Here is a 21,104-nt window from a genome sequence, read left to right on the forward strand (position 1 = left end):
GGGGCCTGTGATTGGCCAAAGGCAGCTGTCATGGCCTCTTAAAGGCTCATAATGGCATCCCGGTCAGCTTGGCCACCAGTTCGGGCAGTTTGCGGGCGCCGAACTTTTCCAGAAGGTGCGCCCGGTGGGTTTCTATGGTGCGGTAGGAGAGGTTCAGCTTGGCGCCGATTTCCTTGGCCGACAGGCCCTTGCAGGTCAGAATGGCAACCTCGCGTTCCCGCGGGGTCAGGCTGACCACGGGGCGGTCGTCTGAGATATCGGCAAAGGACCAGACGCCGGTCTGAAACGGCGCTTCTGGGGACACGGATCGCCCACGCACCCGGCACCAGAAGAGTTCTCCTGATCGGCGGCGCATGATGCGTTCGTCGCTATAGCTGCCGGTGCGGTGCTCTTCTTCCTGCAAAAGCGCGCCAATACGGCGGAACTCTTCCTGGGTGGGATAAAGATCCGCGATCAGCATTTCGTCATAGTCGGCTGGCTCCCCGCCAAAGGTCGCGGCGAACTGGAGATTGCAGCGTTTGATCACACGGCGTTCCAGCACGGCAAGGCCGACGGGCGCATGGCTAAAGGCGATATCTGTCATGACCTCTATTAACCGGGTATTTTTGCGGAATTGAAGAGGCCGGGGCCGCATGAAAATGTATTTCTGCCGCTCAACAGGGCGCGCTATGGGAGGATTAGCATGAATATCGGAATGTGGCTGGCCCGTCAGGCTGCGGCGGGCGGGGACCGTCCTGCCTTGTTTCTGGGCCGCGATCAGGTGGCGGACTACGACAGCTTCCACCAAAAAGCCGCACGTGTTGCAGGCTGGCTGGTCTCACAAGGGGTAGAGCCGGGGGACCGCGTCGCAATCTTCATGAAGAATTGCCCGGACTATCTGATCGCCCTGTTCGGGATCTGGTATGCCGGAGCAGCGGCGGTGCCGGTCAACGCAAAGCTGCATGGGCGCGAGGCGGCCTATATCCTGGAAAACTCCGGCACCCGGCTGGTCTTTGCCTCGGCTGGTCTGGATACGGCCCTGCGCGAGGCCGGGGTGACGCTGGATATCATCGATTTCTCCGGCGCAGACGGGGCCGCTGTGCTGGCTGCGGATCCTGTGACTGCGCCGGTCCGACGGGCACCGCAGGATCTGGCCTGGCTGTTCTACACGTCGGGGACCACAGGCAGGCCAAAGGGGGTGATGATCACCCACCGGATGCTGGTCACGGTCTCGCTGGCCTATCTCAACGATGTGGATGCGGCCAGCGCTGAGAATCAGATCCTATACGCTGCCCCGATGAGCCACGGAGCAGGCCTTTATGCCATGCTGCACGTGCTGGTCGGCGCCGCACATGTCTGCCCGCCGTCGGGGGGATTTGAACCGCATGAGATTTTCGATCTGGCCGAGCATTTTGGCCGAGTCCAGATGTTCGCCGCGCCTACCATGGTGACGCGCATGACCGCGCAGGCCAAGGCGGCAGGACGCAGCGGACGCGGCCTGCGCACCGTGGTCTATGCGGGCGGGCCGATGTATCTGGCGGACATCATCGAGGCGGTCGATCATTTCGGTCCGGTCTTTGTACAGATCTACGGACAGGGCGAATGCCCGATGGGGATCACCGCGCTCAGCCGTCATGACGTGATCGACCGAAGCCATCCGGAATGGCGCGCCCGGCTGGCTGGTGTGGGCCGCGCCCAAAGCCCGGTCGAGGTGCAGATCGGATCGCCGGATGGCACAGCGCTGCCGCCAAGAGAGGTCGGAGAGATCATGGTGCGTGGCGATGCGGTGATGCCGGGCTACTGGAACAATGAGACCGCCACCGCAGAAACGCTGAAAGACGGCTGGCTGATGACCGGGGACATGGGCGTCATGGATGCAGCGGGCTATCTGACGCTGCAGGACCGCTCCAAAGATATGATCATCACCGGCGGGTCGAACGTCTACCCGCGCGAGGTCGAAGAGGTGCTGCTGATGCACCCGGATGTGCAGGAGGTCTCGGTCGTGGGGCGCAGGCACGCGGACTGGGGCGAAGAGGTGGTGGCCTTTATCGTGGGGACAGCACCCGAGGCAGAGCTTGATGCGCTTTGCAACGATCAGATCGCCCGCTTCAAGCGGCCCAAGGCCTATATCCGCACGGCGGAGCTGCCCAAGAACAACTACGGCAAGGTCCTGAAGACCGAGCTGCGCAAAATGCTGGAGGAAAACGCATGACGGATCTGACTGGAAAAACGGCGCTGGTGACGGGATCGGTTCAGGGGATCGGCCTTGCGATCGGAAAGGAACTGGCGGGCGCGGGCGCCCGTATCGCTGTTCATGGCATCGCCGATGAAGCAACCGCGCAGGCAGCGACGGAGGCCCTGCAGGAGGCCGGGGCACCCGAGGCACGATTCTTTGCCGGGGACCTGAGTCAGCCGGAAGAGATCGACGCGCTGATGAGCGCCGTTGCGGACTGGGGCGGCGCAGATATCGTGGTGAACAATGCCGGGATCCAGAAAACCGCGCCTTTGGCCGAAATGCCGCGCGAGACCTGGGATGCGATCCTAGCGGTCAACCTGTCGGCGGCCTTTCACATCATGCAGGCGGCGCTGCCGGTCATGGCGGCGCGCGGATTTGGCCGGGTGATCAATATCGCCTCGGTCCACGGGTTGGTCGCCAGCAAGGACAAGGCGCCCTATGTGGCCGCGAAATTCGGTCTCGTTGGTCTTAGCCGGGTGGCGGCGCTGGAATATGCCGATCAGGGCAGCCGGGACACCGGCGGCGTGACGGTGAATTGCATCTGTCCGGGCTGGACCGAAACCGCGATCATCGAACCGCAGGTGGCTGCGCGAGCGGCGCAGATGGGCGGCGACAGAGAGGCGGGGATAGCCGATCTTCTGTCCGAAAAACAGCCTAGCAAACGGCTGTCGGATCCATCGGAAATCGGTGCGCTGGCGCTGTGGCTCTGTGCTCCGGTGGCGCATAACGTCACCGGTACCGCCATTCCGGTTGATGGCGGCTGGACCGCGCAGTAGGCGCCAAAATGCACTGTCCCGGATGCGCCGGTCAGCCCGATTTGGCCAGCGGTTCCGGGGCGGTGTCCTTGCCGTGACCCATCAGCGTGTCGATCAGGAGGCTCATCAACTCGGCGCGGTTGCCGCTGCCGGATTTGCGGTAGATGGCATTGAGTTGCGCCTTGACGGTGCCTTCGGCGCTGCCGCGCATCTGGGCGATTTCGCCAGTGCTCAGCCCCTTGACTAGAAAGGTCGCCACATCCCGTTCTGCCGGGGTCAGGTTCCAGGTGGAAAACTCGGTATCGATGACTTCCTGAATGGCGCCCTGCGCGCTCTTCAGGCTTTGCTCCAGATGCGCCTTGCGCCGCAAGAGCCACATCAGGATGCGCACCTCGACCACGATGGCCGCGATCAGGCCGAAGGTGGCAATCGCTTCGATCGCCGCGTGCCGCCCTTCAGTATTCATCGCGCCGGGCATCAGAAGATCGGCAATGATATCACCGAGAAAGATCGCCGCGCAGATGGACTGCACGACGATCAGGGCGATCAGAACGGAGGGTTGGGCCGGGTCAAATCTGCTGTTGGTCACTGTTGGGTCTCCGGGGGACTCGTCGGTAGGTCCTTGTACCCCGAGACCATGGAACGCGCCAGATTGACCCTTGTGCGGCGGCTTTCATAGATCACCGCAGCGATATGCAGCACGACCGAGATTTCGGCCCAGGTGACCAGTGCTTCGTGCAGCTCTTCGGGCCATTCGATGCCCCAGAACATGTCGGTGGTCATCAGATAGCCGGTGAGACCGATGCCAAGGATCGTCAGCAGCAGGTTGTAGATCATCAGGGCGCCAAGCGGCGTATGGCCCCGGTGCGGACGCACCCGCCCAGTGGCAATATCCGTCAGCTGCCCGACAGCGCCCGAGAAACTGGGGGGGAAACTGGAAAACCGGGCATAACGGCTGCCAATCACCCCCCAGAGTATGCGCACCCCGATCAGGCCAACGATCACGTACCCCAATACCTCGTGAATCCTCTCGTCCGGATCGGTCAGCAGCGCATTAGCGGCGAACAGAATGACAAGTGACCAGTGAAACAGACGGATCAGCGGATCCCAGACATAGTGACGTTGCATGAGGGTCTCCCAATCGAATGGATGCGGCATTTGGTCGGGCGGAGCGGTACGTGCAGCCCGGCTCCGCCCGGGCTGGCTTTAGTCTTCCTTGACGCGGATGATTTCCATCTTGTCGTTGAGATAGATCTCCAGCTTTTTGCCGTCTTTCAGGGCGTAGGCCTCGTACATGCCGTCTTCGGATTCGATCTTGCGCACCTCATAGCCCTGTTCGGTCAGTGTGGCGCGGATCTGCGCTTCGACTTCGGCGCTGGGCTTGCCATCCGAGGCCAGTGCCGCGACGGGCAGCGACAGAGGCAGGACAAGGGCGAGGGCCAGGATGCGGGCAGAAGGTTTGAACATGATAAGTCTCCTTGATGTGACAGTCTGATGTGACTGCGGCACGCCATGCGGGCCGTGGTGGACATATCGGAGCGGGCAGGGCGGATCTGGAATAGATCGGGGGATGGATGCGGGGGCATTTTCGGGGGCGTATAACCCCGGTTTATGCGGGTTTTCGCCCTATTCCCCTGCTGCAAAACAAAAAAGACCGGCTCCAAAGGGAGCCGGCCTTGAGGTAACCGCACCAGTCACAACACCAGTGCGACGGGGAGAATTGAGATCAGATCGCCAGATATTCGGCGCGCAGCTCGGCGTTTTCCAGAACCTCGGAGGCGGTGCCGTCAAAGACGATCCCGCCGGTGTCCAGAATGACCGCCCGGTCGGCAAGTTCCAGCGCGCGCACCGCGTTCTGTTCCACCAGAATCGTGGTCATGCCCTGTTCCTTGATGTGGATGAGGGTCTTTTCGATCTCGTCCACGATGACCGGCGCGAGGCCTTCATAGGGTTCATCTAGCAGCAGCACCTTGATGTCCCGGGCCAGTGCGCGGGCAATGGCGAGCATCTGCTGCTCACCCCCCGAAAGGGTCACGCCTTCCTGCTTGCGCCGTTCACCAAGGCGCGGGAACAGATCGTAAAGGCGCTCGATGGACCAGCCGATGGGCGGGGCGATCTGTGCCAACTGCAGGTTTTCCTCGACCGTCAGGCCGGGGATGATGCGCCGGTCCTCGGGCACCAGACCCAGACCGGCGGCGGCCGCTTCATGGCTTTCCATCTTGTGCAGCGGCTGGTGGTCCAGCCAGATCTCACCCTGGGTGACCATCGGGCTGCCGGTGCGGGCGATCGACCGCAGGGTCGATGTCTTGCCCGCGCCGTTGCGGCCCAGCAGGGCAAGGATCTCGCCTTCGTGGACGTTAAAGTTGATGCCCTGCACGATGTAGCTTTCGCCGTAATAGGCGTGCATGTCCCAGACTGACAGGAAGGCCGGAGCCGTTGTCGCCTGGTTGGCGTTCTTGGAGAAATCCGGTTTGACGTTCATCTCTGTTTCTCCTTATGCGCTTTCGCCCAAGTACGCTTCGCGCACCTTGGGGTTGCCACGGATGTTCTGCGGATCGTCTTCGACCAGCGGCGTGCCCTGCGCCAGAACCGTGATCCGGTTGGCCAGGCTGAACACCACATGCATGTCGTGTTCGATGATGGCGATGGTGATGTCGCGCTCGTCCGAGATCTGTTTCAAGAGATCGATGGTGTTGTTGGTGTCGGCCCGCGCCATGCCGGCGGTGGGTTCATCCAGCAGCAAGAGGCGGGGTTCCTGAGACAGGCACATGCCGATCTCAAGACGCCGTTTGTCGCCGCGCGACATGGCGGCGGCATGCATGTGCCGTTTGTCCGCCATGTTCATTTCCACCAGCATCTGCTCGGCCTTTTCCAGCACATCCTTCTGCTTGGCGACCGAGGCGATGGCGTTCAACTCGAACGCCCCGTCCCGTTTGGCAAAGCAGGGGATCAGCATGTTTTCCAATACCGTGAGATCGCCAAAGATCTCGGGCGTCTGGAACACGCGGGAAATGCCCATCTGGTTGATCTCATAAGGCGCCCGGCCCAGCACCGACTGACCGTCGAACATGACCGATCCGGTGTCTGGGATCAGCTTGCCCACCAGACAGTTCAGCAGGGTGGATTTGCCCGCCCCGTTTGGGCCGATGATGGCGTGAACGGAGTTTTCCTTGACGCTGAGGTTCACATCCGACAGCGCCTGAAGGCCGCCGAACCGTTTGCCCACGTTTTTGACTTCGAGGATACCCATTGATCCTGTCTCCTTATTCCGCAGGTTCGGTTTTTTTGCTGGCCGAGCTGTCCTTGGACTTGCGCCCTTTGAACCAGCCTGCAATGCGCTGCCCGCCTTCGACGAGGCCACCGGGCAGGAAGATCACCACCAGCATGAACAGGATGCCCAGCGTCAGGTGCCAGCCTTTGCCGATGAAGGGGTGGACGATGAAGACCATGAAGTCTTCGATCCCGTCGGGCATAAAGCTGAACCAGCTGTGCAGAACGTTGTCGTTGATCTTCGAAAAGATGTTTTCGAAGTATTTGATGAAGCCCGCGCCCAGAACCGGACCGATCAGGGTGCCGGCACCGCCGAGGATGGTCATCAGGACGACCTCGCCGGATGCGGTCCACTGCATACGCTCGGCGCCTGCCAGCGGGTCCATCGAGGCCATCAGGCCACCGGCCAGACCGGCATACATGCCCGAGATCACAAAGGCCGCCAGTGTGTAGGGACGGGTGTTGAGACCGGTGTAGTTCATCCGCTGCTGGTTCGATTTCACCGCCCGCAGCATCATGCCAAAGGGCGAGCGGAAGATGCGGATCGCCAGATAGAAGGAGGCCAGCATAACGAGCGCGCACAGGTAGTAGCCCGCGTTGAACTGGAAGGCCCAGGGACCCACCGCCATTTCAAAGGTCGAGCGCATCTCCATCCCGAAGAAGTTGGTCACGGGGATTGAGCCGTCCGCGGTGGCAGAGACACCCAGAACGCGGGGGTCTTCCAGCGTCAGCTGCAGGCCGGTTTCACCGTTGGTGATCGGCGTCAGCACCGAATAGGCCAGGTTGAACGACATCTGCGCAAAGGCCAGCGTCAGGATCGAGAAGTAGATGCCCGAACGGCGCAGGGACACAAATCCGATCAGGAGCGCGAACAGCCCCGCAATGATCACCGACAGGATGATGGCCGGGACGACGTTCATGCTGAGCAGCTTGAACATCCAGACCGCCGAGTAGGAGCCCACCCCCAGAAAAGCCGCGTGGCCAAAGGAGAGGTAGCCGGTGAGGCCGAAGAGAATGTTGAACCCGATTGCGAAGATCCCAAAGATCACGAAACGCTGCATCAGGTCAGGATAGCCCGCGTTGAACTGCGCCATGGCGCTGTCTGCCGGGAAGGGGTTCAGGATGAATGGTGCGCACAGGGCCAGGATGGCGACCAGCAGCAGCATTCGAGTGTCTTTTTTGTCCAGTCCGAACATGTGCTTAGTCCTCCATCACGCCTTTGCGGCCCATCAGGCCCCGCGGGCGGGTGAGCAGAATGATGATCGCGACCACATAGATGATGATCTGGTCGATGCCGGGGAGAATGGATTTGATTTCATTCATCGAAGCAAAGCTTTCGAGAACCCCCAGAAGGAAGCCGGCCAGGACGGCGCCGGGCAGGGAGCCCATGCCGCCCACAACCACAACCACGAAGCTGAGAACCAGGAAGTCCATGCCCATGTGGTAGTTGGGAGAGTTGATCGGCGTGTACATCACACCGGCAAGTCCCGCGACCGCAGCGGCAATACCAAACATGATGGTAAAGCGGCGGTCAATGTTGATGCCCAGAAGGCCGACGGTTTCCCGGTCTGCCATCCCGGCGCGCACAACCATGCCGAAGGTGGTGAATTGCAGGAAGCTGAAGATGCCGCCGATGATCACCACCGCAAAGAAGAAGTAGACCACGCGCCAGACCGGATAGACGATGTCCATGCCGATGACCGCGCCGAGATTCACAACGCCGTTCAGTGCCTCGGGGGCCGGGGTTTGGATCGGGTTCGCGCCATAGAAATACTTGACGATTTCCTGCAGCACGATGGCCAGGCCAAAGGTCACAAGGATCTGGTCCGCATGTTCGCGCTTGTAGAAATGCTTGATCAGCCCGCGTTCCATCACGTAGCCGACGAAGATCATGATCGGGATCGCAAATAGGATCGCCAGCGGCACCGCCCAGTCGATGATTGCACCGCCCACCTCGGGGCCGAACCAGGATTCAACATACGGCGTCTTGACCTTCAGCGGGTTGCCAAGAAAGTCTTTCTGGCTTTCGTCGACGGTCTCAAAGCTGAGGTTCAGAATGCGCTGCAGGGTCACGGCGCAGAAGGCGCCGATCATGAACAATGCGCCGTGGGCGAAGTTCACAACGCCCAGCGTGCCGAAAATGAGTGTCAAACCCAGCGCGATCAGCGCATAGGCCGAGCCTTTGTCCAGCCCGTTCAAGATTTGCAATAGGATTGCGTCCATAGTCCCCACCTTCGGGTTCTTCAGTATGGAAGTGATAGAGTCCGACCGTTCGCGGGACGTGCCCCGGCGTTCTGTGCGGAGGCGCTCCGCATGGCAGATGAATGGACGGACGTTTCTGAAAGGGGCCGGGCGCAAGACGCGCCCGGCTTTTCATCCGGATCAGGCGCCCGGGTTGCAGGTGCCAAGGGCACCGCCTGCAAACATCGGGTGATCCGGCGGATAGGTAACCTGAGCGGCCGGGGTGACCTCGACAACTTCCAAGAGGTCAAACTCGGAGGTCGGGTTCTCTTTCCCGCGCACAACCAGAACGTCTTTGAAGCACTGGTGATCTTCGGCGCGATACAGTGTCTTGCCGTTGCCCAAACCGTCAAATTCGAAGCCTTCCAGAGCCTCGGCCACACCGCAGGGGTTGAAGGTGCCCGCGCGCTCACATGCATCTGCATAAAGCAGGGTCTGGCAGTAAACGGTATGCGCCGCCTGGCTGGGCGGGAAGCCGTATTTGGTGCCGAAGGACTGCACGAAGGCTTTCGATGCATCGTCCTGCAGCGACCAGTGCCAGTTGGTGGAACCGTGAATGCCCTTCACGTTTTCGCCGGCGCCTTTCGCCATCAGGCGGGAGTAGAGCGGAACGACGATTTCGAACTGCTTGCCGTTGACGATCTTGTCGCGCAGGCCGAACTGAACCGCGTTGGTCAGCGAGTTCACCATGTTGCCGCCATAGTGGTTCAGAACCAGAACGTCGGCGCCGGAGTTCAGAACCGGGGCGATATAGGACGAGAAGTCGGTCGCGGCCAGCGGCGTGCGTACCTTGTTGACGGTGTTCCAGCCCAAGGCCTCGGTCGCGGCTGCGATCGATTCTTCCTGGGTCCAGCCCCAGGTGTAGTCGGCGGTCAGGTGATAGGCGTTACGGTCGGTGCCATACAGGTTCTTCAGCACCGGCGCCAGCGCGGCACCCGACATGTAGCCGTTAAAGAAGTGACGGAAGCCGTTGGCTTTCTTGTCTTTACCGGTGGTGTCGTTGGAGTGGGTCAGACCCGCCATGAAGATCACGCCGGCTTCCTGGCACAGGCCCTGAACCGCGATGGCCACGCCCGAGGACGAGCCGCCGGTGATCATCACCGCGCCGTCTTTTTCGATCATCGACTTGGCCGATGCACGGGCCGCGTCGGATTTGGTCTGGGTGTCACCGGTGACGAATTTGACTTCCTTGCCCAGGATGCCGTTCCCTTTCAGCGCCTTGGAGCTGAAGGTGTTCATCATGCCGCCGTCGCCGCCACCGTTCAGGTGCTCGACTGCCAGCTGGTATGCGCGCAGCTCGTCTGCGCCCTCATCGGCGTAGGGGCCGGTCTGCGGCACGTTGAAGCCGAGGGTGACGGTGCTGCCGGTCGGCTCGTTGGTGTAAGCGGCTGCGGACGACGCAGTGAAGATCGTCGGAAGCGCAACGCCAGCGCCCATCATGGCACCGGACTTCAGTACCCCGCGACGCGAGACATCAGATTTGGACATGTAATCCTCCCTTAAGATTTTAACGCCTAGCAGCTCCTCACTTCCGCTCGGCGTCGGCACGGTTTTCGTGCAAAATCAGTATGAGGGCAGCTTGTAAAATCGCGCAATAAATCCCTTGTAAAGCAGGCTTATTCTGTAAATAAATGAACAGTATTCCACGGCATTCTGTAAAGAAACTTATGCCGCGCCGCGGAAAGCCCTTGAAATAGCGGCCTTTTGGGAAAGACCTGTAAAATGGCACGTGACACTCTGACCGGCAGCAGAATCCGCGAACGGCGGCTCATCCTCGGGATGCGTCAGGCGGAACTTGCCCGCGCCGCCGGTATTTCGGCCTCATATCTCAATCTGATCGAACACAACAGGCGCAGAATCGGCGGCAAGCTGCTGGTCGGGATCGCGCAGGTTCTGGGGGTGGAGCCTTCGATGCTGAGCGAGGGCGCCGAAGCGGCACTGATCGCCAGCCTGCGCGAAGCAGCAGCAGACAGCGGCGTGCCCGTGGCTGAGCTGGACCGGGCGGATGAGTTCGCGGGCCGGTTCCCCGGCTGGGCCGAGGTGCTGGCCACCAGTCACCGCCGCATCGCCACTCTGGAGCGGACGGTGCAGACCCTGTCGGACCGGCTGACACACGATCCGCATCTGGCCGCTTCGCTGCACGAGGTCCTGTCGACCGCTGCGGCGATCCGCTCGACCGCGTCGATCCTGGCCGAAACCAATGAGCTGGAGCCGGAGTGGAGCGACCGGTTCCACAAGAACCTGAACGAGGATTCCCTGCGGCTGGCCGAAAGCAGCCGCGCCTTGGTGAGTTTTCTTGACGAAAGCAATACGGGCGCAGACCGGCGCGGAGTGCCGCATGAAGAGGCCGAGGCTTTCTTCCTCGCTCAAGGCTATCATTTCCCGGATTTGGAAACCGCCAGCGGCAGCCCGGAGGAATTGGTTTCTGGCGCGCCGGAACTGGTCAGCGATGCAGCAAGGCTGATCGCCCGCAGCGCACTGGAGCAATATCAGCGCGATGCCGCAGCGCTGCCGCTGGAGCCATTGCGGGCGGCACTGGACAAGGGGGGTATTCGTCCCGGGGTGCTGGCGGAACAGTTCGGCTGTGACCTGCCCACGGTGCTGCGCCGTATCGGTCTTCTGCCTTTTGAAGTGCTGGGGCAGGAGGCCGGGCTGGTGATCTGCGATGCCTCGGGCTCGATCTTGGTGCGCAAACCGGTGACCGGATTTGCACTGCCGCGTTTTGGCGCCTCATGCCCGCTCTGGCCGATTTATACCGCGTTGGCGCGCCCGCACGTGCCGGTACGCCGCAACGTGGTGCAGCAGGGGCGCTCGGCGCTGGCGTTTAAATGTTTGGCGGTGGCATGGGATCATGTGACACCGGATTTCGACAGCGATCCGCTCTATCACGCGGTGATGCTGATCCTGCCGCAAAGCGAAGTGCCGGAAGGCGCGCAACCTGTGGGCGCCAGCTGCCGGATCTGCCCGCGCCGGGGATGTCCGGCCCGCCGCGAGCCGTCGATCCTGAAGGAAGAGTTTTGACAGCTGCGGGGCTGCGCGGCTACTCTAACGTGAAACGGGCATGTGCGCCGGGACCGTTATGGGTCCGGGGAGCGGCGCTGGGAGGACCTTCTGCCAATGAGCAGACACGTAATTCTGATCGAGGATGAGCCGAATATCACTGAGGCGATCCGCTTTCTTCTGACGCGCGATGGCTGGCAGGTTGATGCCTACGCCGATGGGACCGGCGCTGTCGAGGTGATACGCGAGGCCCAACCGGATCTGGTGATTCTGGACCTGATGCTGCCGGGCAAAAGCGGGCTTGAGATCATCCGCGAGCTGCGTGAGGTCGACGGGTTTGCCTCCTTGCCGGTTCTGATGCTGACCGCCCGCGGCCAGATGAAGGACCGGGAAATGGCCGAACGCGCTGGCGTGACCCGGTTCATGACCAAGCCCTTTTCCAACTCCGAGGTTCTGACAGCCGTGCGGGACCTGCACGCTCAGGCCAGCCAGGGATGACCCCGAGCGGTCGGATTTGGCCCTCAACAGGAGGCAGCCTTGGCTGCCGCCCTGACCGGGGGCGCTCATGATCCGGGGTGACGGGGCCGGGCGGCAGGATGAGATCTCTGCTCCCTTTGTCGAGCGGCGCACCTATCGCCGTCGCCGCCTGATGGATATTGCCCGGCTGTTGCCCATCCTGGGCGCCTTGCTGTTCCTGATGCCTTTGATGTGGCCCGACCCCGATCCCTATCCTGCGCCGGGCAGCCATGGCGGCATGGCGATGTCCTCGGCCATCATCTATATCTTTGTGGTCTGGGCGATCCTGATCGCGGTCAGCCTTGCCTTTGGAGAAGCGGTGCGCCGCTGGGCCGAACACTGGACCGCAGGCGGGCATTCCGAAGCTGAGCCCTATCAGGCACAGGACGCGGCGGTTGGTTCTGGGACAGAGCAGGGCAGCGCAGAGGCTCCGCGCGATTGATGGCCTCTCTCAATGTTCTGGTCCTGGTCTGTTTTACCTATGTTGCGCTGCTATTTCTTGTGGCCTTTCTTGCGGACCGGATGGCCAGTCGGGGGCGCAGTGCCGCCTGGATGCGCTCGCCGCTGACCTATACGCTGTCACTGTCGATCTATTGCACCGCCTGGACCTTTTATGGCGCGGTGGGATACGCAGCGCGCTCGGGGCTGGAATTCATCACCATCTATCTGGGGCCGACGCTGGTCATGCTGGGCTGGTGGTGGGGGTTGCGCAAACTGGTGCGGGTCGGGCGCAGTCAGCGCGTCACCTCCATCGCCGACCTTCTATCGGCGCGCTATGGCAAGTCCAATACTCTGGCCATCGGCGTGACCATCTTGGCCGTGATCGGGGTGACGCCATATATTTCACTGCAATTGCAGTCCATTACCCTGTCTTTTTCAATCTTCGCCGAGGCTGATCCCCTGCGCGGATATAACGAGACCAAGACGGTATTCTGGGTCTCGGCGGGCCTTGCCGTCTTTGCCATCCTGTTCGGTACCCGTAACCTCAATGCCAACGAGCGCCACCACGGGGTGGTGACGGCGATTGCGCTGGAGGCGGTGGTCAAGCTGGTCGCCCTGCTGGCAGTGGGGATCTTCGTGGTCTGGGGCATCGCTGGCGGGCTGCCAGAAACGTTTGCGCGGATTGATGCCTCGCGTATTGGCCAGTGGCAGGTGGACGGGGGCCGCTGGGCCACCATTACCTTCCTTGCCGCTGCCGCCTTTGTCTGCCTGCCGCGCATGTTTCAGGTCATGGTCGTCGAAAACGAGGACGAGCGTCATCTGCGCGTCGCCGCCTGGGCGTTTCCGACCTACCTGCTGCTGATGTCGATGTTTGTGGTGCCCATCGCTGCCATCGGGCTGGAGCTGCTGCCGACGGGGGCGAACCCGGATCTGTTCGTTCTGACGCTGCCGCTGCATCAGGGGCAGCAGAACCTTGCAATGCTGTCCTTCCTTGGCGGGTTTTCCTCGGCGACCTCAATGGTGATCGTCGCGGCGATGGCCCTGTCGACCATGGTGTCGAACCATATCGTGATGCCGATCTGGCTGCGGCTGCAGGGCGCGGCGGGTGCCTCGGTCTCGGGCGATGTGCGTGATGTGGTGCTGTTTACCCGCCGTGTGACCATCGCGGTGATCATGGCGCTGGGGTACTTCTATTACACGCTGTCCGGCGGCGGCGCGGCTTTGGCAGCGATCGGACTGATTTCCTTTGCCGGGGTGGCGCAGATGCTGCCGGCGCTGGTGGGCGGCTTGTTCTGGCGCGGCGCCACCCGTAGCGGCGCCCTGGCAGGGCTGACCGTCGGTTTTGGCATTTGGGCCTATACCATGCTGCTGCCGACCCTCGGCGGAGGGGTTCTGCCCGATACGGTGCTGGCCGAAGGTCTGTTCGGCCTGTCCTGGCTGCGCCCGCACGCCCTTTTCGGGATCGAGGCGCTCGACCCCACGGTGCATGCCGTCCTTTGGTCCATTGGGCTCAATGCCGTGGTGTTCTGCATCGTGTCGCTCGCCAGTTTCCCGAGCCCGATGGAGCGGCTGCAGGGCGCGCAATTCGTCAATGTTTTCGATCACTCATCCGGCCCGCGCGGCTGGACCGGCTCGGTGGCGCAGAGCGAAGACCTGATGGTGATGTCGCAGCGGATCCTGGGCGCCACCGAGGCGCAGGCGTTCTTCCAGCGCGAGCTGGCCCGGCAGGGCGGTCGGGGTAGCCTGCCAGAGCCGACGCCGGTGTTCCTTGAACGGCTGGAACGCGAGCTGAGCGCGTCGATCGGGGCGGCCGCAGCGCATGCGATGATCGGTCAGATCGTTGGGGGCTCTTCCGTTTCGGTTGAGGATCTTTTGGCGGTGGCGGATGAGACAGCGCAGATGCTGGAATATTCGAACCGTTTGGAAATGCAGTCTGCCGAATTGTCCAGGACGGCGCGCAAGCTGCGGGAAACCAACGAAAAACTGACGCAGATTTCACGCCAGAAGGATGCTTTCCTCAGCCAAGTCAGCCACGAATTGCGCACGCCGATGACCTCGATCCGAGCCTTTTCCGAAATCCTGCGGGACGATGATACCCTGGCGCAGGAGGGTAAGGCCCGATATGCGACCATCATCCATGACGAGGCGTTGCGGCTAACGCGCCTGCTGAACGATCTGCTGGATCTCAGCGTGCTGGAAAGCGGTCAGGTCAGCCTCAACATGACCCGTGGCACGCTTAAAGAGGTGCTGGACCATGCGGTTTCCACAGCCGTAGCGGGATTTGATACCCCAATGCGGGTGCTGCGGGATCCTGCAAGTGAAGATATTAAGATTTCATCGGATCTGGACCGGCTGGCGCAGGTCTTTATCAACCTGATCGCCAATGCCCAGAAATACTGCGATGCGGAACATCCGGAGCTGAGCATCCACGTGTCCCGCGAGGGCTCGCAGGTGCTGATCGATTTCATCGACAACGGCAGCGGCATTCCGCCCGAGTTCCAGCAGATGATTTTCGAGAAGTTTTCGAGGGTTAGCCCGGAGCGGGCTGGCGGAGCGGGGCTGGGGCTGGCGATCTGCCGCGAGATTGTGCAGCGGCTGGATGGCGATATTTCCTATCTTGCAGGCGCCTCTGGTGGCGCCTTCCGGGTAACCCTTTCCGGTATCCGTGAAAAAGCCGCATAAAGCCCAGAAATAAAGATCTTGGTAACCCTCCGTAGTCTAAAACAGAGACAACAGGCGCTAAGGGTTCAGGTTCACGACGTATGTCTGACACGACGACACAGGATTCGACAGGAAGCAAGCCAGGGGTTCTTGCCCGCAAGCTGGCGGCAACCAAAGAGGGGTCGGGAGCATTCAGCAGTTCGCTGACGCTCAAGGCGCTCCGGCGGTCGCTTGCGCGTGCAGCAGCCGAGCTGTGCGAACTGCCGCTTGCGGTTCTGGCCGCACGCCAGGTGAACCGTGCGTCGGATGAATTGCCCGAGATGCTGTCTGACAAGCATCTGTTGGTTGTTCTGGACGGCCCTGATGGCCGCCTTGGCGCTGCGACTATGGACGCCGCCCTCGTGACTGCTCTGATCCAGAAGCAGACCATTGGTCAGGTCATGGGGAAAACCCCTACAGAGCGGCATTACACACCGACCGATGCTGCGATGACGGCCGATTTCCTCGAAAGCGCCTTGAAAAAGGTGGTCGTGATGTTGGAAGGCCAATCCGACCAGGCCATCTTCTCTGGCTATCAGTTTGGCGCCCAGGTCGAGGACCTGCGCAGTCTGGCCCTGGGGCTTGAAGCCGATGATTATCGCGTTCTGACCCTGACTGTTGATCTGGCCATCGGCGCCATGCAGGGCGAATTGAACCTGATCCTGCCCGAACCCACGCCCGAGGAACTGGGCAAGGGGGGCGGCTCCGGTCCGTCCCTTGGGCGCAACCTTGGGGCCATGCGGGCCGAATTGTCCGCCGTTCTTTGCAAGATGCGGGTGCCGCTCAACGAATTTTCCGGATTGAAGACTGGCGATCTGCTGCCGCTGGATCAGGCATTCCTTTATGAAACGGATCTTCAGGCGGTGAGCGGTCAGTCGATCGCTCAAGGGCGCCTTGGGCAGTTGAATGGAGCGCGCGCGGTGCGCCTCAATCAGCCGCGCACCAAGTTGGTGAATGACATGGAAGCGGATCAAGCCGGGTTTGCAGATGGTGTCGGGGCTGACGCCATGCCTGCCGCCGCTGACGAAATGCCCACGCTTGATCTTGGTATTGCAGCCGAGGATCTGCAGGACCCCCTGGACAGCGGCATGGGCGGCGGTGGTCTCGGTTCCGGTCTGGGTGGTGATTTCGATACCGGCGGTCTGGGCGATATGAACAACCTTGGTGGTGACCTCGGCTCCGATATGGGGGGAGATCTGGGTGCGGACCTGGAGAACGATTTTGCGGCGGCCCTTGGAGGAGGGGATCTTGGCGGCAACTTCGGCGGGGATCTGGGCGGTGGCCTCGGAGGCGATTTGCCCGCGTTGCCGGACACCGGGATGGATGAGTTCAACCCGGATGATGCTGCGGCGGAAATATCCAAACTGGCTGGACTTGGCTCTGGCTGACAAGGCGATCACGGCAAGCGCAGCTGAACTGCGGCCTCCCGATCCGTTCGCAACAGGATGAGCGAAACACGAGCCCGGCATATTTAGATGCCGGGTTTTGCTATTTGGGGCCACTCCTGGCCACTTCTCGCAAATGTCAGGGGAGGGTAGGATCCGCAGTTCGCCCCTCGATGTCAGAGCAATGAAAAAGACCCCAGCCGTAGGGCTGAGGTCTTTGAGTGTTGTGAGTGATGGTCTTAAAAGTTGGGGGTGGGAAATATTCTTTGATCTGTCTCGCTTCGGCTCAGGACTTGCCCGCAGCCTCAAGCGCAGGACGCAAACCATCCAGCGCGTAGCCCGCTGCTGCAGTTTTGCCGAGGATCTCATCCGCCGACATCTCCTGCGCCTGACCCAGCGCCCAGACTACCGAAGAGCGGGTGCCCGATGCGCAATAGGCCAGCACCTGACCCTCGGCGCCTTCGTAGAGTTCACGCTGGCGCGCGACGTTTTCCGGCGTCATGGTCTGGTGGGTCAGCGGCAATTCTTCAAAGCGCAGCCCGGCAGCCTCGGCCGCTGCGCGGATTGCAGCGGCCTGATGGCTCGGCTGAACCTCGGAATCGGGGCGATTGCAGATCACCAGTTTGAAACCGGCTTCGGCGATTGCGGGAATGTCTTCGACCGAAATTTGCGGCGAGACGGCGTAGCGGGGCGTTATGTCACGAGCTTGCATGGGCAATCCTTTACGCCTTTGCGGCCATCCGGTCCAGTTGCACGCCGATCGGCGCCGAAGCCAGCATACCGGCCGACATGGCTGCAAGGAAAATCAGCCCACCCCAGCCGTTGTAGGTCAAAGACGCGAGTGCCGGCCCCGGGCACAGACCGGCCAGGCCCCAGCCCATGCCGAACAGGACCGAGCCGGTGATCAGCCGGTGATCCAGTTCCGGACGCGGAAGGGTCGGGAAATCGCCGCCCACCAGCGGTTTGCGGCCATGGGTCAGACGCCAGGCAAAGAACATCGGAATAACGGCGCCGCCCATCACGAAGGCCAGTGTTGGGTCCCAGTTGCCAAAGACATCAAGCCAGCCCTGCACCTTGGTGGCGTCGGTCATGCCGGAAATGAAAAGTCCGCCGCCAAACAGGCTGCCTGCGATAAGAGAAAGAAGAATACGCATCAGATCAGCCCCAGAACGTGACGGAAAATGGCCAGGGTCAGACCACCGGCCAGAATGTAGAAAACGGTGGCAACGATGCCGCGCAGGGACAGTCGGGAAATTCCGCATACCCCGTGGCCGGAGGTGCAGCCATTTGCGATACGGGTTCCGACGCCAACCAGAAGGCCGGCCGCAATGATCACACCAACATTGGTGGTCATATGGGTGTCGATCTCAACGTTATAGATCGGCCAGAGGATCAGCGGGGTGACGATCACGCCGACCAGAAAAGCCAGCCGTTCCCACAGGGTGTTCCAGCCGCTGCCATCGATGAGCCCGCCAAAAATACCACTGGCGCCCATGATCCGGCCATTGCCCAAAAGGTAGACGGCACCGCCGAGGCCGATAATACCGCCTCCGACGAGGCCCCAGATCCAGTCTGTTTCCATTGTTCGCGTTTCCTTGGTCTTTGCGCTGCGGATATTCGTGCTGACAGCGCGTGTTTTGAAGCTGCAGCGCCGGGCCAACAGGGGCGCGGCGCTGCAACCGGGGTTCTGGTGTTAGATCTTGTTGACCGGGATTTTCAGGAAGACATCGCCCTGATCGTCCGGCTCGGGCATCTGGCCTGCGCGCATATTGACCTGCAGCGACGGCAGGATCAGCCGGGGCATACCCAGCGTCGCGTCGCGGGCGTCGCGCATCGACACGAAGTCTTCGATGCTTTTGCCCTGACCAATGTGAATATTCAGCGCTTTCTGCTCTCCGACCGTGGTTTCCCAGGCGTATTCGTCCCGGCCCGGCGCCTTGTAGTCGTGGCCGACGAAAATGCGGGTTTCATCGGGCAGGGCCAGAATCTTCTGGATCGAGTTGAACAGCGTTTCGGACGAGCCGCCGGGGAAGTCGCAGCGTGCGGTACCGAAATCGGGCATGAACAGCGTATCGCCGACAAAGGCCGCATCGCCGATGACATAGGTCAGGCAGGCCGGTGTGTGACCGGGGGTGTGCAGCACTTCGCCGCGCAGCTGGCCGATCATGAAGGTATCACCTTCCTTGAACAGCTGATCGAACTGGCTGCCGTCGCGCTGGAATTCGGTGCCTTCGTTGAAGACCTTGCCGAAGGTATCTTGGACGATGGTGATGTTCTCGCCGATACCGATCTTTCCGCCCAGACGCTCTTGCAGATAGGGCGCGGCCGACAGGTGGTCGGCGTGCACGTGGCTTTCCAGGATCCACTCGGTTTTCAAACCTTCCGCGGTGATCCAGTCGATGATTTCATCCGCTGAGCTGGTGTCGGTCCGGCCTGCCGCATGATCGAAATCCAGAACCGAATCGATAATGGCACAGGCGCTGCCGTTGGGATCGCGGACAACATAGGAAACAGTATTGGTCGCTTCGTCGAAGAAGGCTTTGACGATAGGATTCATGATGGGGCTCTCCCTTGCGTTTCACTATACATATGTTGAAATCAGAATGTGTTTCAACCCTTCGCGTGTGGTTAACTTAGCTGTCCCGGCGGCAGGGCGGTGTTGATCTGGCTCAATCGCCTCCCGAACCGGATCCTGTAGGGGCGCAAAACATCTATCCGGGACTGCTGTTTTTGCCGGTATTTTGGCCGGTATTTTGCCTGTCTGCTGTGCAATTTGCCCGATATTGCGCCAACCTCCGCCGATGATGACTCAAATCAAGGAGTTTTGCTGTATTTCTGTTTCAAACCCCTGCCAGAATGTTCCGTACGACAGGGAGGATGAAACATGACAGACGCAGTTTTGCTGCAGAATGCGCAACATCTTGAAAAACAGATTCGCACCGCATCGGGGCCGACACGTGAACGGCTGGTGGATGAATTCTTCAGCGCGCTGACCCGGCTGCGCGCTTCGGGCTCGGCCATTCCAGGCGCCCTGCGCCGGGTCAAGGCCAAGCTGGAAGACGAAGCGGTGGAAGATCAGTTCGACAATATGCCGGTCTGAGCTGCCACCACACGGAGCGGTCATTTCAAAACTTGTAAGTAACGAAAAAGCGGATCCTTGGCAGGGTCCGCTTCAGGCGTTTTGCAGGTTCTATTACAGGGGGTCATAGAGTGCGTGCAGGGAGTGCGCGCAGGGCAGAGGTCAGGACAGGAAAATTCCGACCATGACCAGCATCAGCCCGATCACCGACAGCAGCAAAGCGCCAAGGTTCAGCGGTAGCACTGATTGCACCACGGCGCGCAGCGCCTCGTCGTCCAGTTTCTGTCGCCGCGCCTTTGCGACGCGCAGGATGCACCAGACCAGCCCCAAGAGACCGCCCACGGACAGGGCCGCGCCCACCCAGACAAGGATTTCAAACATGCCAGTCTCCTGCGGTTTGCATGCTGCTGCGGGTAGCGGATTGGCCTTGTGGATGCAAGATGCTTGCAGGCAGAGGCGGGCATCAGGGCCCCGCGCAGCGCGCAAAACATCGCCCGAAGGCACGATGGCGGGCTTTCCCGGCTTGCGGTGATCAGGCCGGACCGCTATCCCCTTTTATCGACCGCAATGACATGCCTTGCTGACGGAGCCGCACATGGATCTGACCGAAGACGAAAAGAGTGAAAACTACCGGGTGACCGCCGGGGAACTGCGCCAGTTCATCGAACGTTTCGAACGTCTGGACGCAGAAAAGAAGGACATCGCCGAACAGCAGAAAGAGGTGATGGCCGAAGCCAAGGCGCGCGGCTATGACACCAAGGTCATGCGCAAAGTTATCGCCCTGCGCAAGCGGGACAAGGACGACATCGCCGAAGAAGAGGCGGTGCTGGACATGTATAAAGAAGCGCTTGGCATGTAACTGCCCGCCGCTTTGCCGATTGAATTCTACCGCGCATCTCCTTTGGATGCGCGGTTTTTCTTTGGCCCCTGGTATCAGCGCCGCAGGGCGCTGCACGGAAGCCGCCCGCAATGCAAATCGCTTCAGGTATGAAATTTTAAGCTTGAAATACTTTGCGCGCTGGCGGATATTGCCAGCAGCACTGCAAACAGAACCGAATTGAGGAGACAGGCAATGCCCGCAATCAATGTGCACCCCGAAGGCTGGAAGCCGGCCAAGGGCTATGCCAATGGCATGGTCGCCGAGGGCAAACTGCTGTTCGTCGGCGGGCAGATCGGCTGGACCGCAGATCAGGTCTTTGAGGCAAAAGACTTTATCGGTCAGATGAGCCAGGCGCTGCGCAATATCCTCGATGTGGTCGAGACCGCGGGCGGCGCGGCCAGCGATATCACCCGGCTGACATGGTATGTCACCGACAAGGCGGAATATATGGCGCATCAGGCCGAAGTGGGCAAAGCCTACCGTGACGTGATGGGCTATCACTTCCCAGCCATGACGATGGTTGTGGTCTCGGCGCTGGTCGAGGATGAAGCTAAGGTCGAGATCGAAGCCACCGCGGTTCTTTCGAACTGATCTGTCTGCCGGGCCAGATGCCTTTGGTTTT

At 61.1% G+C, this 21,104-nt stretch carries 24 protein-coding genes; 10 read left to right on the plus strand and 14 right to left on the minus strand.

The features are described 5' to 3' along the window. Nucleotides 1-46 precede the first annotated feature (46 nt). Nucleotides 47-583, minus strand: coding sequence for a LuxR C-terminal-related transcriptional regulator (locus SM763_RS12960; RefSeq protein ID WP_065270553.1), 537 nt, complete (start codon nucleotides 581-583; stop codon nucleotides 47-49). Between the two features lie 99 nt (nucleotides 584-682). Between SM763_RS12960 and SM763_RS12965 the strand changes: the two genes are divergently transcribed. Next, nucleotides 683-2,191: a class I adenylate-forming enzyme family protein gene (locus SM763_RS12965; RefSeq protein ID WP_368998779.1), complete on the plus strand. Its 1,509-nt coding sequence runs from the start codon at nucleotides 683-685 to the stop codon at nucleotides 2,189-2,191. Beyond that, on the plus strand, nucleotides 2,188-2,991 hold the full coding sequence (locus SM763_RS12970; RefSeq protein WP_368998780.1) for a 3-hydroxybutyrate dehydrogenase: 804 nt from the start codon (nucleotides 2,188-2,190) through the stop codon (nucleotides 2,989-2,991). The genes SM763_RS12965 and SM763_RS12970 overlap by 4 nt, the downstream gene beginning before the upstream one ends. Before the next feature lie 31 nt (nucleotides 2,992-3,022). Here the strand turns inward: SM763_RS12970 and SM763_RS12975 are convergent, their stop codons facing one another. The 8 genes from SM763_RS12975 to SM763_RS13010 form a co-directional block, all read right to left on the minus strand. Continuing rightward, nucleotides 3,023-3,559 (minus strand): helix-turn-helix transcriptional regulator, encoded by a 537-nt coding sequence (locus SM763_RS12975; RefSeq protein WP_274837208.1) that lies wholly within the window; start codon nucleotides 3,557-3,559, stop codon nucleotides 3,023-3,025. Further along, nucleotides 3,556-4,098 carry a cytochrome b/b6 domain-containing protein gene (locus tag SM763_RS12980; protein ID WP_065270549.1) on the minus strand — a complete coding sequence of 181 codons (543 nt, stop codon included), beginning with the start codon at nucleotides 4,096-4,098 and terminating at the stop codon, nucleotides 3,556-3,558. The genes SM763_RS12975 and SM763_RS12980 overlap by 4 nt, the downstream gene beginning before the upstream one ends. A gap of 78 nt (nucleotides 4,099-4,176) precedes the next feature. Next, the gene (locus SM763_RS12985; RefSeq protein ID WP_065270548.1) at nucleotides 4,177-4,437 is read right to left on the minus strand and encodes a PepSY domain-containing protein; all 261 of its coding nucleotides are present in this window, start codon (nucleotides 4,435-4,437) and stop codon (nucleotides 4,177-4,179) included. Nucleotides 4,438-4,696: 259 nt separating this feature from the next. Further along, entirely contained in the window at nucleotides 4,697-5,452 is a 756-nt protein-coding gene (locus SM763_RS12990; protein WP_065270547.1) for an ABC transporter ATP-binding protein, read from the minus strand. Between the two features lie 12 nt (nucleotides 5,453-5,464). Continuing rightward, on the minus strand, nucleotides 5,465-6,220 hold the full coding sequence (locus tag SM763_RS12995; protein ID WP_065270546.1) for an ABC transporter ATP-binding protein: 756 nt from the start codon (nucleotides 6,218-6,220) through the stop codon (nucleotides 5,465-5,467). A 13-nt stretch (nucleotides 6,221-6,233) separates the two neighbouring features. Next, nucleotides 6,234-7,436 carry a branched-chain amino acid ABC transporter permease gene (locus SM763_RS13000; protein ID WP_065270545.1) on the minus strand — a complete coding sequence of 401 codons (1,203 nt, stop codon included), beginning with the start codon at nucleotides 7,434-7,436 and terminating at the stop codon, nucleotides 6,234-6,236. A 4-nt stretch (nucleotides 7,437-7,440) separates the two neighbouring features. Further along, entirely contained in the window at nucleotides 7,441-8,463 is a 1,023-nt protein-coding gene (locus tag SM763_RS13005; protein WP_065270544.1) for a branched-chain amino acid ABC transporter permease, read from the minus strand. A gap of 159 nt (nucleotides 8,464-8,622) precedes the next feature. Further along, nucleotides 8,623-9,969: a substrate-binding protein gene (locus SM763_RS13010; protein WP_065270543.1), complete on the minus strand. Its 1,347-nt coding sequence runs from the start codon at nucleotides 9,967-9,969 to the stop codon at nucleotides 8,623-8,625. A gap of 234 nt (nucleotides 9,970-10,203) precedes the next feature. Here SM763_RS13010 and SM763_RS13015 point away from each other — a divergent pair, with 234 nt between their 5' ends. From SM763_RS13015 to SM763_RS13035, 5 genes are all read left to right on the plus strand, one after another. Next, the gene (locus SM763_RS13015; RefSeq protein WP_368998781.1) at nucleotides 10,204-11,502 is read left to right on the plus strand and encodes a short-chain fatty acyl-CoA regulator family protein; all 1,299 of its coding nucleotides are present in this window, start codon (nucleotides 10,204-10,206) and stop codon (nucleotides 11,500-11,502) included. Between the two features lie 96 nt (nucleotides 11,503-11,598). Beyond that, nucleotides 11,599-11,979: a response regulator transcription factor gene (locus SM763_RS13020; RefSeq protein WP_065270541.1), complete on the plus strand. Its 381-nt coding sequence runs from the start codon at nucleotides 11,599-11,601 to the stop codon at nucleotides 11,977-11,979. Nucleotides 11,980-12,046: 67 nt separating this feature from the next. Further along, complete coding sequence (locus tag SM763_RS13025) at nucleotides 12,047-12,439, plus strand: hypothetical protein (protein WP_274829036.1); 393 nt, start codon at nucleotides 12,047-12,049, stop codon at nucleotides 12,437-12,439. Beyond that, complete coding sequence (locus SM763_RS13030; RefSeq protein WP_368998782.1) at nucleotides 12,439-15,120, plus strand: ATP-binding protein; 2,682 nt, start codon at nucleotides 12,439-12,441, stop codon at nucleotides 15,118-15,120. Before SM763_RS13025 ends, SM763_RS13030 begins: the two co-directional genes overlap by 1 nt. Nucleotides 15,121-15,200: 80 nt before the next feature. After that, complete coding sequence (locus SM763_RS13035) at nucleotides 15,201-16,526, plus strand: FliM/FliN family flagellar motor switch protein (RefSeq protein WP_065270538.1); 1,326 nt, start codon at nucleotides 15,201-15,203, stop codon at nucleotides 16,524-16,526. Between the two features lie 283 nt (nucleotides 16,527-16,809). Here the strand turns inward: SM763_RS13035 and SM763_RS13040 are convergent, their stop codons facing one another. The 4 genes from SM763_RS13040 to SM763_RS13055 all read right to left on the minus strand — a co-directional run bounded on the left by SM763_RS13040 (nucleotide 16,810) and on the right by SM763_RS13055 (nucleotide 19,080). Next, complete coding sequence (locus SM763_RS13040; protein WP_274833420.1) at nucleotides 16,810-17,235, minus strand: protein tyrosine phosphatase family protein; 426 nt, start codon at nucleotides 17,233-17,235, stop codon at nucleotides 16,810-16,812. A gap of 10 nt (nucleotides 17,236-17,245) precedes the next feature. Next, nucleotides 17,246-17,677, minus strand: coding sequence for a DUF6691 family protein (locus tag SM763_RS13045; protein WP_368998783.1), 432 nt, complete (start codon nucleotides 17,675-17,677; stop codon nucleotides 17,246-17,248). After that, entirely contained in the window at nucleotides 17,677-18,105 is a 429-nt protein-coding gene (locus tag SM763_RS13050; protein ID WP_065270535.1) for a YeeE/YedE family protein, read from the minus strand. Before SM763_RS13050 ends, SM763_RS13045 begins: the two co-directional genes overlap by 1 nt. Nucleotides 18,106-18,216: 111 nt before the next feature. After that, on the minus strand, nucleotides 18,217-19,080 hold the full coding sequence (locus tag SM763_RS13055) for an MBL fold metallo-hydrolase (protein WP_274833421.1): 864 nt from the start codon (nucleotides 19,078-19,080) through the stop codon (nucleotides 18,217-18,219). Between the two features lie 327 nt (nucleotides 19,081-19,407). Between SM763_RS13055 and SM763_RS13060 the strand changes: the two genes are divergently transcribed. Beyond that, nucleotides 19,408-19,623: a hypothetical protein gene (locus SM763_RS13060; RefSeq protein ID WP_368998784.1), complete on the plus strand. Its 216-nt coding sequence runs from the start codon at nucleotides 19,408-19,410 to the stop codon at nucleotides 19,621-19,623. 141 nt (nucleotides 19,624-19,764) lie between these two features. Here SM763_RS13060 and SM763_RS13065 read toward each other — a convergent pair whose 3' ends face one another. Then, the gene (locus SM763_RS13065; RefSeq protein ID WP_065270532.1) at nucleotides 19,765-19,983 is read right to left on the minus strand and encodes a hypothetical protein; all 219 of its coding nucleotides are present in this window, start codon (nucleotides 19,981-19,983) and stop codon (nucleotides 19,765-19,767) included. A gap of 214 nt (nucleotides 19,984-20,197) precedes the next feature. Between SM763_RS13065 and SM763_RS13070 the strand changes: the two genes are divergently transcribed. Continuing rightward, a complete protein-coding gene (locus tag SM763_RS13070; protein ID WP_065270531.1) occupies nucleotides 20,198-20,461 on the plus strand; it encodes a DUF2312 domain-containing protein in 264 nt (87 codons plus the stop codon). Nucleotides 20,462-20,674: 213 nt separating this feature from the next. Further along, nucleotides 20,675-21,073 (plus strand): RidA family protein, encoded by a 399-nt coding sequence (locus SM763_RS13075; RefSeq protein WP_065270530.1) that lies wholly within the window; start codon nucleotides 20,675-20,677, stop codon nucleotides 21,071-21,073. Nucleotides 21,074-21,104 lie beyond the last annotated feature (31 nt).

The sequence above is a fragment of the Pseudophaeobacter sp. C1-32P7 genome (genome assembly GCF_041008775.1).
Classification (GTDB): Bacteria; Pseudomonadota; Alphaproteobacteria; order Rhodobacterales; family Rhodobacteraceae; genus Phycobacter; species Phycobacter gallaeciensis_A.